Annotated in this window: 13 protein-coding genes; 9 read left to right on the forward strand and 4 right to left on the reverse strand. The window is 72.9% G+C overall.

All coding sequences use genetic code 11. From position 1 onward, the window contains the following. Nucleotides 1-2 precede the first annotated feature (2 nt). Together ACSQ2D_RS04665 and ACSQ2D_RS04670 are read right to left on the reverse strand one after the other, a co-directional pair. A complete protein-coding gene (locus ACSQ2D_RS04665) occupies nucleotides 3-344 on the reverse strand; it encodes a DUF202 domain-containing protein (protein WP_435984851.1) in 342 nt (113 codons plus the stop codon). Next, on the reverse strand, nucleotides 341-706 hold the full coding sequence (locus ACSQ2D_RS04670) for a YidH family protein (RefSeq protein WP_435984852.1): 366 nt from the start codon (nucleotides 704-706) through the stop codon (nucleotides 341-343). The genes ACSQ2D_RS04665 and ACSQ2D_RS04670 overlap by 4 nt, the downstream gene beginning before the upstream one ends. A 197-nt stretch (nucleotides 707-903) precedes the next feature. Between ACSQ2D_RS04670 and ACSQ2D_RS04675 the strand changes: the two genes are divergently transcribed. Further along, the gene (locus ACSQ2D_RS04675; protein ID WP_435984853.1) at nucleotides 904-1,743 is read left to right on the forward strand and encodes an aldo/keto reductase; all 840 of its coding nucleotides are present in this window, start codon (nucleotides 904-906) and stop codon (nucleotides 1,741-1,743) included. 16 nt (nucleotides 1,744-1,759) lie between these two features. Here ACSQ2D_RS04675 and ACSQ2D_RS04680 read toward each other — a convergent pair whose 3' ends face one another. Next, nucleotides 1,760-2,104 carry an ArsR/SmtB family transcription factor gene (locus ACSQ2D_RS04680; RefSeq protein WP_435984854.1) on the reverse strand — a complete coding sequence of 115 codons (345 nt, stop codon included), beginning with the start codon at nucleotides 2,102-2,104 and terminating at the stop codon, nucleotides 1,760-1,762. Nucleotides 2,105-2,289: 185 nt separating this feature from the next. Here ACSQ2D_RS04680 and arsB point away from each other — a divergent pair, with 185 nt between their 5' ends. From arsB to ACSQ2D_RS04700, 4 genes are all read left to right on the forward strand, one after another. Beyond that, a complete protein-coding gene (arsB, locus tag ACSQ2D_RS04685) occupies nucleotides 2,290-3,378 on the forward strand; it encodes an ACR3 family arsenite efflux transporter (RefSeq protein WP_435987815.1) in 1,089 nt (362 codons plus the stop codon). Between the two features lie 96 nt (nucleotides 3,379-3,474). Beyond that, a complete protein-coding gene (gene arsA / locus ACSQ2D_RS04690) occupies nucleotides 3,475-5,277 on the forward strand; it encodes an arsenical pump-driving ATPase (protein WP_435984855.1) in 1,803 nt (600 codons plus the stop codon). Then, the gene (locus ACSQ2D_RS04695) at nucleotides 5,267-5,893 is read left to right on the forward strand and encodes an arsenate reductase ArsC (RefSeq protein ID WP_435984856.1); all 627 of its coding nucleotides are present in this window, start codon (nucleotides 5,267-5,269) and stop codon (nucleotides 5,891-5,893) included. Before arsA ends, ACSQ2D_RS04695 begins: the two co-directional genes overlap by 11 nt. Nucleotides 5,894-5,924: 31 nt before the next feature. Continuing rightward, on the forward strand, nucleotides 5,925-6,341 hold the full coding sequence (locus tag ACSQ2D_RS04700; RefSeq protein ID WP_435984857.1) for an arsenate reductase ArsC: 417 nt from the start codon (nucleotides 5,925-5,927) through the stop codon (nucleotides 6,339-6,341). A 251-nt stretch (nucleotides 6,342-6,592) separates the two neighbouring features. On the opposite strand, the gene ACSQ2D_RS04705 is transcribed toward ACSQ2D_RS04700, so the two are convergent. Next, nucleotides 6,593-6,955 carry an ArsR/SmtB family transcription factor gene (locus ACSQ2D_RS04705; protein WP_435984858.1) on the reverse strand — a complete coding sequence of 121 codons (363 nt, stop codon included), beginning with the start codon at nucleotides 6,953-6,955 and terminating at the stop codon, nucleotides 6,593-6,595. 51 nt (nucleotides 6,956-7,006) lie between these two features. Between ACSQ2D_RS04705 and ACSQ2D_RS04710 the strand changes: the two genes are divergently transcribed. The 4 genes from ACSQ2D_RS04710 (at nucleotide 7,007) to ACSQ2D_RS04725 (ending at nucleotide 13,605) form a co-directional block, all read left to right on the forward strand. After that, nucleotides 7,007-8,443, forward strand: a complete 1,437-nt coding sequence (locus ACSQ2D_RS04710) for an FAD-dependent oxidoreductase (protein ID WP_435984859.1) — start codon at nucleotides 7,007-7,009, stop codon at nucleotides 8,441-8,443. After that, entirely contained in the window at nucleotides 8,437-9,732 is a 1,296-nt protein-coding gene (locus ACSQ2D_RS04715; RefSeq protein ID WP_435984860.1) for an MFS transporter, read from the forward strand. Before ACSQ2D_RS04710 ends, ACSQ2D_RS04715 begins: the two co-directional genes overlap by 7 nt. A 639-nt stretch (nucleotides 9,733-10,371) precedes the next feature. After that, a complete protein-coding gene (locus tag ACSQ2D_RS04720; protein WP_435984861.1) occupies nucleotides 10,372-13,263 on the forward strand; it encodes a LuxR C-terminal-related transcriptional regulator in 2,892 nt (963 codons plus the stop codon). A gap of 135 nt (nucleotides 13,264-13,398) precedes the next feature. After that, nucleotides 13,399-13,605 carry a hypothetical protein gene (locus tag ACSQ2D_RS04725; protein WP_435984862.1) on the forward strand — a complete coding sequence of 69 codons (207 nt, stop codon included), beginning with the start codon at nucleotides 13,399-13,401 and terminating at the stop codon, nucleotides 13,603-13,605. Nucleotide 13,606 lies beyond the last annotated feature (1 nt).

Raw genomic sequence — 13,606 nt, forward strand, 5'->3', positions numbered from 1 at the left:
CGTCAGCGGCTCGCGATGACGACGACGAGGACGAGGGCCACGACCGCGAGGACCCCGGCGGCCACGGCCGTCCTCGCGAGCGCGGACGCGGCCACCGCACGACCGTCGAGGTCGTCACGGGTGCGCACGAGGTGGCTCGCGTCGCGGTAGCGGCGTCGCGCCGTCAGTGCGAGGTCGAGGCTCCAGAGCAGGCCGAGCACGGCGAGGGCATACCCGAGTGGTCCGAGCTGCGGGGGGAGCACCCGCAGCGCGATGAGCGAGCCGACCGCCACGGAGAGTGCCGTGCGGCGCCAGGCGAGCGAGGTGCGCTCGGCCTGCAGCCCGGGGTCGGCCGGCGGGTTCACAGCAGCAGGCCGACGACGACGGCGAGGGCGACGAGCCCGAGCAGCAGCGCGATGGGCAGCTTGAGACCAGACGACGGCAGCGGGGCGAGGCGCCGCATGGCGCGCTCGGTGCGCACCCACGAGAGCCAGGCCTGCGCCGTGGCGGCGATCCCGGCGAGGACGAGCAGGAGCGAGATCGTCACGCGGAGCCACTCGGTCAGCGGCACCTGGAGGGCCTCGACGGCGAGCCCAGCCGCGACGAAGGCCAGTCCGGTCCGGATCCAGGCGAGGAACGTGCGCTCGTTGGCGAGACTGAAGCGGGGGTCCGGGTCCTCGCCGTGGTCGAAGACGGAGCGTGGGAAGCGTCCGCGGTCCTGCGCCATGGGTGGGTCGCCCTCCTCGTCGTCGACGTCCCCGCGCGGTCACCGGGGTCGCTCCCGATCATCCCCCAGAGGCGACCGGCCCGCGTCCGGGGGCGCGCACGAACCCGCTCCGGCGGCGGCTGAGCGGGCCGGCGCTGACCGGCTCGTCCCTCGGCCGGCTCTCGCCCCCGGCACGCCGAGTGCCTAGGTTGGGACCCATGACCCAGGTTCCGACACGCACCCTCGGCGACGGCACGACGCTCCCCGCCATCGGCTTCGGCACGTACCCGCTCACGGGAGAGGACGGCGTACGCGCCATCGTGTCGGCGCTCGAGGCCGGCTACCGGCTGCTCGACACGGCAGTGAACTACGGCAACGAGGCGGAGGTCGGCGAGGCGATCCGCCGGTCCGGTGTGCCCCGCGACGAGATCGTCGTCCAGACGAAGGTGCCGGGCCGGGACCACGCCCACGACCGTGCCATCGCCTCGGTGGAGGGCTCGCTCGAGCGCCTCGGTCTCGAGCAGGTGGACGTCGCCGTCATCCACTGGCCCAACCCGAGCGTGGGGCTCTACGTCGACGCCTACCGGGCGCTCGTCGAGTGCCGCGAGCGCGGGCTCGTGCGGTCCGTCGGCGTCAGCAACTTCACCGAGCAGCACCTCGCCGACGTCATCGAGGCGACGGGCGTCACGCCGGTGCTCAACCAGGTCGAGCTGCACCCGCTCTTCCCGCAGGAGCGTCTGCGCGCGGTCCACGAGCGGCTCGGGATCGTCACCGAGGCGTGGAGCCCGCTCGGCAAGCGCAACGCCCCCTTCGGCGCCGACCCGGTGGCCGCCGCCGCGGAGGCGCACGGCGTCACGCCGGCCCAGGCGATCCTGCGCTGGCACGTGCAGCTCGGCGTCGTGCCGCTGCCGAAGTCGTCGGACCCCGAGCGGCAGCGCGCCAACCTCGACGTCTTCGGTTTCGAGCTGAGCCCGGACGAGGTCAGTGCGATCTCGGCGCTGGCGCGCGACGACGGGCGGCTCTTCGGCGGTGACCCCGACACCCACGAGGAGATGTGAGGGGCGGTCGGCCGCGCTAGCCGAGGAAGCCGCGCACGGCGGCGAGCTGCTCGTCGTCGAGCCGGAACCAGGCCCAGCTGCCCCGCCGCTGGCGGGTGAGGATGCCCGCGTCGACGAGGGTCTTGAGGTGGTGGCTGACGGTCGGCTGAGACACCTGCACCGCCTCCGTCATGTCGCACACGCACGCCTCGCGGCCGGGAGAGGCGCCGATGATGCTGAGCAGCTGGAGGCGCACGGGGTCGGCGAGGGCCTTGAGCAGGGCGGCCCGGCGGTCGGCCTCCGCGCGGTCGAGGACGTCGACGGGGGCGGTGCCGCACGCGGACACCTCCTGCGGGGTCGTGCTCAGCGTGGTCACGCTCACGGGTTCACCCTCCGTTCACCGGCATCGACGATGATCCATATTGACACATGCTGATGTGACTGCCAACGTTGGAGTATCGACCACTGTCGATGCAGCTGAGCTGCGACCGTCCCAGCGTTCGAAGGACACCGGTGACCAACCGAACCAGCCCCTCCGTCACGGAGACGCCGTCACGCCACGACCCGGTGGCGGCGAAGCTCTCGACGCTCGACCGCTTCCTGCCGGTGTGGATCGGTCTCGCGATGCTGGCCGGCCTGCTCCTCGGGCGCCTCGTCCCCGGGCTCGGCGACGGGCTCGCGCGGGTCGAGGTCGACGGGGTCTCGCTCCCGATCGCGCTCGGCCTGCTCGTCATGATGTATCCCGTCCTTGCGAAGGTGCGCTACGACCGGCTCGACTCGGTGACCGGCGACAAGCGGCTCCTGCTGAGCTCCCTGTTCCTCAACTGGGTCCTCGGGCCGGCCCTGATGTTCGCCCTGGCCTGGATCTTCCTGCCGGACCTGCCGGCCTACCGCACCGGCCTCATCGTCGTCGGTCTCGCGCGCTGCATCGCGATGGTCATCATCTGGAACGACCTCGCGTGCGGTGACCGTGAGGCCGCCGCGGTGCTCGTCGCGCTCAACTCCGTCTTCCAGGTCGTCGCCTTCGCCGGCCTCGGCTGGTTCTACCTCTCGGTCCTGCCCGGGTGGCTCGGCCTCGAGCAGACCGGCATCGACGCGTCGACGTGGGACATCGCCCGGTCGGTGCTCATCTTCCTCGGCGTGCCGCTCCTGGCCGGCTACCTGTCACGGCGCATCGGCGAGAAGCGCCGCGGACGAGTCTGGTACGAGACGACGTTCATCCCACGGGTTGCTCCCTGGGCTCTCTACGGGCTGCTCTTCACCATCGTCATCCTCTTCGCCCTGCAGGGTGAGGCGATCACCTCGCGGCCGCTCGACGTCGCGCGCATCGCGCTCCCGCTGCTCGTCTACTTCGCCGTCATGTGGGGCGGCGGGTTCGGGCTCGGAGCGAGCCTCGGGCTCGGCTACGAGCGCACGGCGACCCTGGCCTTCACCGCAGCGGGCAACAACTTCGAGCTCGCGATCGCCGTCGCCATCGCGACCTTCGGCGCCACCTCGGGCCAGGCCCTCGCCGGCGTCGTCGGCCCGCTCATCGAGGTGCCGGCGCTCGTCGCCCTCGTCTACGTCAGCCTCGCCCTGCGCAAGCGGTTCACGGCTCGGCCCGGCAGTCCGAGCGCGCCACTCGCGTCACCTCAGGCAGGGTCCCGCCATGGCTGAGGTCCACGTCCACGAGCCGGCCCTCTGCTGCCCCTCGGACCGCGCAGCCGTCGCAGCCGCCCCCGCGGCCGACGCCCCGAAGGGTTGCTGCTGCTGATGCTCGCTCTGCCCTTCCTCGACGACCTGCCGCGGTTCCTCTTCTTCACCGGGAAGGGCGGCGTCGGCAAGACCTCGCTGGCGTGCGCGACCGCGATACGTCTCGTAGGGCACGGCAAGCGGGTCCTGCTGACGAGCACCGACCCCGCCTCGAACGTCGGGCAGGTCTTCGGGGTCCGCGTCGGCAACACGATCACGCCGGTGCCGACCGTCCCGGGCCTGGACGCGCTCGAGATCGACCCGCAGCAGGCGGCCGACGCCTACCGTGCCACGATCATCGACCCGGTGCGCGACCTCCTGCCGGCGGCGGAGATCTCGGCGATGACGGAACAGCTGTCCGGGGCGTGCACCACGGAGATCGCCTCCTTCAACGAGTTCACGTCGCTGCTGGCGGACCAGACGGCGACAGCGGCCTACGACCACGTGCTGTTCGACACCGCACCGACGGGCCACACCGTGCGCCTGCTGCGGCTGCCGGGCGAGTGGACCACCTACCTGTCCGACGGCAAGGGCGACGTGTCGTGCCTCGGGCCGGTGGCGGGTCTTGACCGGCTGCGCCACGACTACGCCGGAGCACTGGCCGCGCTGACGGACCCGACGCGTACGCGCCTGGTCCTCGTGACCCGGCCGCAACGGTCCTCTCTCCGTGAGGCCGCGAGGACGTACGAGGAGCTGAGCGAGCTGGGCATGACGAACGCCCACCTCGTCGTCAACGGCGTCATGCCGGCCCATGCCGTCACCAGCGCCCCGGGGGACGAGCTGGCCCGCGCGGTGCGCTCGCGTGAGGAATCCGCTCTCGCCGCCGCCCCGGACGCCCTGGCCGCGCTGCCCCGGACCACCCTGCCGCTGCTGGCCGTCAACACCGTCGGCGTGCCTGCCCTCCGGGCGCTGCTCGAGCCCGAGGCTTCGTCGCTCCCGGATCCTGCCGGTGAGATCGCTTCGCTCCCGGGCGGATTCACGGATCTGCGTGGTCTCGTCGATGAGCTGGAGGCCGGCGGGCACGGGCTCGTCATGTGCATGGGCAAGGGCGGCGTCGGCAAGACGACGGTCGCGGCTGCCGTCGCCCTCGAACTCGCCTCACGAGGCCATGAGGTGCTGCTCACGACGACCGACCCGGCGGCGCACCTGAACGAGACCCTCCAGGCCGAGGCACCTCACCTCACGGTCGAGCGCATCGATCCGCAGGTGGCGATCGAGGGGTATCGCGAGCGGGTCATGGCCGGCAAGGGCAAGGCCCTGGACGACGCAGGCCGGGCCGTCCTGGCCGAGGACCTCAAGTCGCCGTGCACCGACGAGGTCGCCGTCTTCCAGCAGTTCTCCCACGTCGTGTTCCGGGCTCGGAAGCAGTTCGTCGTCCTCGACACCGCGCCGACCGGACACACCCTGCTCCTGCTCGACGCGACCGGTTCGTACCACCGTGAGATCACCCGTCAGATGAGCGAGGGTGCACACTTCGTGACCCCGCTCATGCGGCTGCAGGACCCGGCACAGACCAAGGTCGTCATCGTCACCCTTCCCGAGACGACCCCCGTGCTCGAGGCCGAAGAGCTGCAGCACGACCTCGCCCGGGCCGGCATCACCCCCTGGGCCTGGGTCGTCAACGGCAGCCTGACCGCAGCAGCGCCGAGCGCGCCGTTCCTGCAGGCCCGCGCCCACGCCGAGGCGGAGCCGCTCACCAGCGTGAGGGAGCTGTCCCGACGCGTGGCCGTCCTGCCGCTGCTGACCCGCGAACCTGTCGGCGCCGCAGCGCTGTCCGAGCTCACCCGTCCCCTCACGGAAGGCACGTTGATCGATGCGCAGTGACACGACCGCCGGCGGACCCGACTACGACCGGATCATCGAGGACCTGACCTACACCTACGACGGGGTCTTCTCCGAGGAGTCGGTGGCGCAGGCCGTCGCAGAGGCTCGAGCGGCGCTCGAGCCCGTCTCCAGGATCCCCACCTACCTGCCGATCCTCACCGCGAGGTACGCCACCACCCAGCTGACGGCGGCGGCGCAGGCCGAGGGCCGGATCACCAAGCAGGTCCCCGAGCTGCTCTTCGTCTGCGTCCACAACGCCGGACGGTCCCAGATCGCCGCAGCGCTGGCCCAGCACCTGTCCGGCGGTCGCGTCCACGTCCGCTCGGCTGGCTCAGCCCCCGTCGGTGAGGTCAGCGCCGCCGCGGTCGCCGTCCTCGAGGAGCGCGGGATCGACCTCTCCGAGGCCTACCCGAAGCCGCTGACGAACGACGTCGTGCGCGCCGCCGACGTCGTCATCACGATGGGCTGCGGCGACGCCTGCCCGATCCTTCCCGGAAAGCGCTACGAGGACTGGGACGTCGCCGACCCTGCCGGCCAGCCCCTCGAGACCGTCCGCGACATCCGCGACGACATCCAGGCTCGTGTCACCCGGCTGCTGCGCGACCTCGGAATCTGACCCTCCCGACCCTCGACCCCCAGGAGTACTCATGACAGACAAGCCCTCCGTCCTGTTCGTCTGCATCCACAACGCCGGCCGCTCCCAGATGGCTGCCGCCTACCTCGCCCACCTCTCCGGCGGCGCTGTCGAGGTCCGCTCCGCGGGATCCGCACCCGCCGACCAGGTCAACCCCTCCGCCGTCGCCGCCATGGCCGAGGAGGGCATCGACATCACTGCCCAGAGCCCCAAGATCCTCACGACCGAGGCGGTCAAGGAGTCCGACGTCGTCATCACCATGGGGTGCGGCGACACGTGCCCGATCTTTCCGGGCAAGCGCTACGAGGACTGGGAGCTCGCCGACCCCGCAGGCAAGGGTGTCGAGGCGGTGCGCCCCATCCGCGACGAGATCAGGCAGCGCGTCCTCGGCCTGCTCGAGTCCCTCGACGTCACCCCGGTCAACGCCTGACCCTCGGCGTCGAGACGATCGACCCTGCCCGCCGGCTCGATGCCGAGTCGACCGAAGCGCTCGGTCGGAGCATGCACCTCCCGGTGGGACGGGACCGGCACGTCAGCGACACGATGACGCTGGGCGACGTGTACGCCCGGGCAGTCGGCACGACGGGTTCCACCGCAGGCGGCTCGCGGTGGAGGCGTGGCGTCCCGGGACCGTCCAGCCGTGACGAGCGTGCGACGTGACGGCTCTCGCCAGAGCGCGGCTCAGCGGCCGGCCGGCGCGAGCAGCCGGGCCATGGCGGCAAGGACGTCCGGTGCCACCTGGTAGTACACCCAGCTCCCGCGCCGCTCGGACTCGAGAAGGCCCGCTTCGCGCAGCTTCCTCAGATGGTGCGAGACGGTCGGCTGCGAGACCCCGACGTCCTGGATGTCGCAGACACAGGCCTCGCCGCCCTCGGCGGAGGCGATGTTGGAGAACAGTCGTAGGCGTACGGGGTCGCCCAGGGCCTTGAACATGCCGGCCATGACCTCGGCGTCGGACTGGCTGAGGGCGGCGCGGGTGACCGGCGGGCAGCACGGCACCGCCAGCAGGGGGAGTGGCGCGGGTGCGGTCTGCTGATTCGACATGTGTCTATCTTGACATTCGTCGAACCCGCGGGCAAGGATACGATATCGACAATGATCGAATCAATGCTCGAGACCGCGGAGGTACCCATGAACCACGACGCCCCACAGCCACCCACCGTCGTCATCGGCGCCGGCCCGATCGGTCTGGCCGCCGCGGCGCACCTTCTCGAGCGGGGGCTCGAGCCGATGGTGCTGGAGCGCGGCGACCGCGCGGGCGCCTCCGTGGCCTCATGGGGCCACGTGCGGCTCTTCTCCCGCTGGTCCGAGCTCGTCGACCCGGCCGCTCGGCAGCTGCTCTCCGGCCATGGCTGGGTCGAGCCCGACGCGAGTCACTACCCGACCGGCGCCGAGTGGGTGGATGAGTACCTCCGACCACTGGCCGACGCTCTCGGCGAACACGTCCACTACGGGGCCACCGTCACCGGGGTCGCCCGGCAGGGGCGAGACCGCGTCGTCGACTCCGGTCGCGAGGACCAGCCGTTCACCGTCCACGTGAGGGACGCCGACGGTCGCGCCCGCCGCGTCACGGCCAGTGCCGTCGTGGACGCCTCCGGCACGTGGACGCTCCCGAACCCGCTCGGCAGCGACGGCTACGCGGCAGACGGCGAGCGCGAGCCCGACGTGGCAGCCCACGTCGCCTACCGCGTCCCCGACGTCAGCACCGCCGACGACGTGGCCCGTTTCGGCGGCAAGCGGACAGCCGTCGTCGGCTCGGGCCACTCCGCCCTGACGGCCCTGGTCGCCTTGGCCTCGCTCGCCGAGAAGGTGCCGGGCACGAAGGCCGTATGGGTCCTGCGCCGGGGAGCGGTCGGCAACGCCTTCGGCGGCGGCGACGCGGACCAGCTCCCGGCCCGCGGCGCTCTCGGCCTGCGCGCACGCGACGCCGTCACGGCGGGACACATCGAGGTGGTCACCGGGTTCCGGACGCAGGCTGTCGAGTGCACGGGCAGTGGCACGTTGGCGCTGGTGGGCGAGGACGGGCGACGTGTCGACGGGCTGGACGAGGTCGTCGGCCTCACGGGGTTCCGTCCGGACCACACGATCATGTCGGAGCTGCGCCTACGCCTCGACGACCGGCTCGAGGCGCCCATCGGGCTCGCGCCGCTCATCGACCCCAACGTCCACTCGTGCGGCACCGTCTACCCGCACGGCGCCGGCGAGCTCGCCCATGACGAGCAGGGCGTCTACGTCGTCGGGATGAAGGCCTACGGCCGCGCGCCGACCTTCCTGGCGCTCACCGGTTACGAGCAGGTCCGCTCCGTGGCGGCCGCGCTGGCCGGTGACCACGAGTCCGCCTCCCGGGTCGAGCTCACGCTTCCCGAGACCGGGGTCTGCGGCGGGGCGGGCCTGTTCGACGACCCGGACGCCACCACGACGGGCGCCGACGGCGAAGCAGTCGGCGGGTGTTGCGCTCCCGCCGTCCCGCAGCTCGTCCAGATCGGTGCCCCGTCCAGCAGCGGGGGAGCGTGCGGACCCACCGGGTGCTGACCCCACTCGCCGGCGACGACGGCCCGGTGAGCCCGGTGAGCCCGGTGAGCCCGGTGAGCCCGGTGACCACGGAGACGTCGGGGCCCAGTGCTGGCGTCGCCGTCGCCGTGCCGTCCGGCGTCCCCCACCGTCCCACCTGGGCACTCCCGGCCCTGTGCGTCACCCAGGTCGTCGGCTGGGGCGTGCTCTACTACGCCTTCCCCGTCATGCTGCCCGCCCTCACCCGGGACACCGGATGGTCCGCGACGACCACCACCGCGGCCTTCTCCGCCGCACTCGTGGTCTCCGCGCTCGTCGGCCTCCCGGTCGGACGGCTTGTCGACACGTCAGGACCACGTCGGGTCATGACGGCAGGCTCGCTGATCGGTGCGGCAGCGTTGGCGATCATCGCCACCGCCGCCGACGTCGCCGTCTTCACGGTCGGCTGGGTCCTGGCCGGTGCCGCGATGGCAGCGACCTTCTACCAGCCCGCCTTCGCCGCACTCACGCGCTGGTACGGCCGTGACCGGGTCCGCGCTCTGACCGTCCTCACCCTTGCCGGCGGCCTCGCCAGCACCGTGTTCGCCCCGATCACGGCGACCCTCACCGAGCACCTCGGCTGGCGTGAGGCCACTCTGGTGCTGGCGTGCATCGTCCTGCTCACGGCTGCACCCCTGCACGCCGTGGGTCTCCGGGGCCCCTGGCCACCGCACGACCCCGACGTGGCGGCGGGGCCGGTCGACGCCGTGCCTGACGCTCGCGCGATCACCAGGAGCAGGCCCTTCCTCCAGCTCGCGGTCGCCCTCGCGCTGTCCGGGTTCGCCATGTACGCCGTCGTGTTCGGGCTGATTCCGTTGCTCACCGAGCGCGGGGCCTCGACGGCCCAGGCTGCGTGGGCGCTCGGGCTCGGGGGTCTGGGCCAGACCCTGGGCCGCATGCTCTACAGATCTCTGGCGGCGCGCACCACAGTCCGTGCGCGGACCGCCGTGCTCATCCTCGCCGGGGCCGTGACGACGGCGCTCCTCGCGTCGCTGGCCGGTCCGCTCTGGCTCGTCACCCTCGTGACCGTGGGCGCCGGAACGGTCCGTGGCAACCTCACCCTCCTGCAGGCGACCGCCGTCACGGACCGCTGGGGCACCTCCGCCTACGGACGACTGACCGCGATCCTGGCCGCCCCCGTCACCATCGCCGGAGCGCTGGCGCCGTGGGTCGGAGCCGCCCTCGCGGGACCGCTCGGAGGCTACGCGGCCCTCTTCTGGCTCGTCGCTGCGGTCTCAGCCGTGGCGGCGGGGATCGCCGTGACGGCCTGAGGGACGCCTCGCCAGGGACCGGGGCGGGTCAGTCGCGTGGCTCGTCGTCGTCGTCCCAGTGGCACGCGCACGAACACGTGTGGTCCACCCTCCCGTTCGCCGGGCACCTCTTGTGCCAGCCGTTCTCGCACTCCGCGCTCATGGACATCGGCTCACCCCCTGATGAGGTCTCCACTCTCGCACCACCCGGCCGTCCGCGGGCGGTTGCGGTGTCCGAGGACGTGCGTCCCGGCTGCTCGGCCCGGCAACCGGTCGTCACCCTCTGGACACTCCCACGAGGAAACGCCTGAATCCTGAACGGCGGCTGTGGGCAGCGGTACGGTGAAACCGGGCCGAGCGGCCGGTCACGCTGGTGGCCGGCGGTCGAGCGATCGGTCCGAGCGTGTCGCCGGCGTGACCCCTCACGAAAGTGCACCGTGATGCCCCTCCCAGCACGACCCTCCTTCCACCGACAGACCACCGCCCCCCCGGACGTCCCTGACCTCCGGGTCTCCTCGCGGCGGCGGGGCCCGTCCTCCGGCGAGGGCTGACGCCGTGCACTCGGGGACGGCGCGGACGACCGACGACCACAGCACGGGTCGCGGCTCCGCGGCCCCCCGCTCTCCCAAGCACCGACCGCCGGGCCTCACGGTCCGGACCGTGAGGCGTGCCGGGATTCCGGCTCCGGTGCCGCTGGCCTCGGCGACCGAGCGAGCGTGCGGCACGACCGTGCTCGTCGCGGGCTCCGTCGGCACGGGCAAGACCACGCTGCTCGCGGACTGGTCGGAGGCGCTCGAGCAGCGCGGCGACCTCGTCGGCTGGGCCTCCCTCGACCGTGAGGACAACGACCCCCAGGTCATGGGGGAGACCCTGCTCGGCGCCGTCCGGGCGGCGATCGGGGCGCACGTCCCCGCGATCGCCGGGGAGAAGGTCCCGAGCAGGGTCGGGCACGCGTTCGTGTCCCGTCTCGTCGAGCTCGCCGGCGAGGCGCCGGCGGACACGTGGCTCGTCCTCGACGACCTGCACCTCGTCCGCGACCCACGGTGCGTCGAGCTCGTCGAGCTGATCGTGCGCTGGGCTCCGGCGCACCTGCACGTCGTCGTCGGCACGCGTGCCGACCCGGGTCTGCACCTGGCACGCCTGCGTCTCGAGGAGCGACTCGTCGAGGTGCGCGAGCACCAGCTCCGCTTCTCCATCGACGACACCCGCGAGCTGTTGTCCCGGCACGACCTCGCCCTCGACGACGGGCAGGTGCGCCACCTGCAGGAGCTCACGGAGGGGTGGGCGGCCGGGGTCGCGCTCGCGGCCGTCTCGCTGGCGCGGGGTCGCGACGCCGACGCCTTCCTGCGCGAGTTCGCGCAGAGCCACCGGGCGATGTCGGGCTACCTCGTCGAGGAGGTGCTCGCGAGCCTCGACGAGGAGGTGCGCGACTTCCTCGTCTCCACCTCGGTCCTCGAGGACCTCACGCCCGACCTCGCGGCCGCCGTGACCGGCCGCGACGACGCGGGTGCGCTGCTCGAGGCACTCTCGGCGGACAACGCCATGGTCACCGTCGACCGGGAGGGCCCGCCGACCTACCGCTACCACGTGCTCCTGCGCAGCTACCTCGGCGCGATGCTCGAGTCCCGCAGCCTCCGTGGTGCGCGCGAGGTGCACGCGCGCGCTGCGCAGTGGTATGCCGCCCACGACGTCCCCGGGCAGGCGCTGCGTCACGCCGAGGCGGCGGGCGACCTCGACCTCATGAGCGACGTCATCCACCACCACGCGCTCCACCTGCTGCTCGACGGACGGGCCGCGGACATCGACGCCGCGGTTCGCACGGTCCCGTTCGGCGATCCCGTCATGACGGCGGTCGCCGCGCTCGCGAGCCTCGACCTGTCGGACCCGGAGGCCGCACGTGTGCAGCTGGCCTCCCTCGCGACGCAGCCGGGCCCGTGGCTCGGGGCCGACGCGGACGGAGGCCGCGCGGACGGCGACCCCGCGGACGGAGACGCGGGCGAGCTGCCTCTCGAGCGGCTGCTGGCAGTCGGCCTGCGCTGGCTCTCGTTCGTCGGGGACGACGTCGGGCGGCGTTCGGTCGGGGAACCGACCGTGCGCGCCGACGGTGAGCCGAGCGGCGACGCGTGGGTGACCGACGGGCTGACGGCGGAGCTCTCCTCGACGTTCCGGACCTGGTCGGGCAGCCAGCCCGCGCGCGGGGCCGACGTGTCGCCCGCCGACGTCCCCACGAGCTCCGTTGCGGCAGAGAGGCTTTGGGGTCGGAGCCGGCCGGTCGGCCGGGTGCCCCACGCCCAGGCAGACCTCGACCTCCTCGACGAGCTGACGAGTGGTGGCGTCCTCTTCGGGGCCGGACGGTTCGACGACGCCCGGACGGCATACGGCGCGGCCCTCGGGACCGCGCGCCGCGCCGGGCACGTGCTGTCCGCCCTGCAGGCCATGGTCGGGCTCGCGTCGGTGGCGGCGGGCCAGGAGGACCTCGTCGAGATGACGGCGTGGTCCGAGCGGGTGCTCTCCGAGTCCCAGGGCACGCCCTGGGCGCTCTCGCCCCGCCTCCTCCCCGCGTACGTCTTCGCCGCGTGGGGTGCCCACCAGGGCCTCGACGTCTCCACCGCGCGGGACCGCAACCGGACGGCCCTCGCGTTGATCGCCGAGGTCGCGGCGATGATGCCGGCGCTCGCGCCGCCCGAGGACGAGGCCGGCGACGACGCATCGACGACGGCCGCGCGTGGCCTCGAGCAGCTGGGTCGGCTCGCGCGGATGCTCGAGGCCGATCTCGACCTCGAGGAGGCAGCAGACGAGCCCGGCGCCCGGCAGGACGTCGTGACTCGGGTCATGACCGGCGCCAGGGACGTGGGACGTCTCTCGATGACTCCGGCGCTCGCCGTGGGAGAGCTGTCCCGGGCGCACCGGATCGTGCTGCTCGCCGGCGTCCCCCGGCTCGCGGTCGAGATCGAGCAGCTGTGCGCCGGGCTGCCGGGGTGCGAGGTCGAGGTCGCCGTCATGTCGGGCGTCCGTCACCTGCGGACCGGCGACGACGCCGCTGCCAGGCTGGCCGTGGCCCCGCTGCTCTCGGCCGACCCGGGATCGCTGCCCCTGCGCGCCGCCGTCACCGCTCACCTGGTCAAGGCGGTGGTCGCCCACCGCAACGCCCAGCCCACCGTGGCCCACGAGGGGCTCGTCGTCGCCCTGACGCGTGCCGCGCCGCAGCGCGCCCTGCGGATGGTCCTCGAGGTCGCGCCGGACGTCGCCGATGTCCTGGCCGTCGGCGCCGGACGCTTCGGTGAGCTCGAGACGTTCGCCCTCGAGCTGCGCGAGCACGTGCGAGGGGCCGCCGCCCCGCGGGCCGAGCCGCTGCTCGACGTCGCCCTCAGCGCCCGCGAGCTGAGCCTGCTGCGCGAGCTGCCGTCGCTGCTGACCGTCGCCGAGATCGCCGACGCACGGGCCGTGAGCCGCAACACCGTCAAGACGCAGCTGCGCTCGCTCTTCCAGAAGCTCGGTGTCGGCTCACGCCGTGACGCCGTGGCAGCGGCGCGTCGACTCGGGCTCCTCTAGGTCGACAGGGTCGAGGTCACCCGCCAGGTCGACAAGGTCGAGGTCACCCGCCCGGGGTGAGGCCACGCCCCATCCGGAGCGGCACGATCGGACCAGGAGCCTTCGGCATCCGGATCGACCCATGAAGGGGGCGGCGTGCGCTACGAGTTCATCCTGGCCGAGCAGATCCCCGAGGTCGCCCGTGCGGCCTTCCCCGAGCTCGACGAGTCGACCGTGGAGGTCGGTACCAAGGGCTCGGTCATGTACGGGGACGTCCAGGACGCCCCGCACCTGCACGGCATCCTCGACCGCTTCCAGGACCTCGGCTTCACGCTCCTCGAGCTGCGGCGTCTCCCGGACTAGC

The organism is Terrabacter sp. LjRoot27 (assembly GCF_964254175.1).
In the GTDB taxonomy this organism is placed as follows: Bacteria; Actinomycetota; Actinomycetes; order Actinomycetales; family Dermatophilaceae; genus Terrabacter.

Bases quoted from the DNA above. Each gene is read 5' to 3' on its own strand.
- ACSQ2D_RS04670 (WP_435984852.1), bottom strand. From the start codon at position 706: ATGGCGCAGGACCGCGGACGCTTCCCACGCTCCGTCTTCGACCACGGC.
- ACSQ2D_RS04675 (WP_435984853.1), top strand. From the start codon at position 904: ATGACCCAGGTTCCGACACGCACCCTCGGCGACGGCACGACGCTCCCC.
- arsA (WP_435984855.1), top strand. From the start codon at position 3,475: ATGCTCGCTCTGCCCTTCCTCGACGACCTGCCGCGGTTCCTCTTCTTC.
- ACSQ2D_RS04695 (WP_435984856.1), top strand. From the start codon at position 5,267: ATGCGCAGTGACACGACCGCCGGCGGACCCGACTACGACCGGATCATC.
- ACSQ2D_RS04700 (WP_435984857.1), top strand. From the start codon at position 5,925: ATGACAGACAAGCCCTCCGTCCTGTTCGTCTGCATCCACAACGCCGGC.
- ACSQ2D_RS04705 (WP_435984858.1), bottom strand. From the start codon at position 6,955: ATGTCGAATCAGCAGACCGCACCCGCGCCACTCCCCCTGCTGGCGGTG.
- ACSQ2D_RS04710 (WP_435984859.1), top strand. From the start codon at position 7,007: ATGATCGAATCAATGCTCGAGACCGCGGAGGTACCCATGAACCACGAC.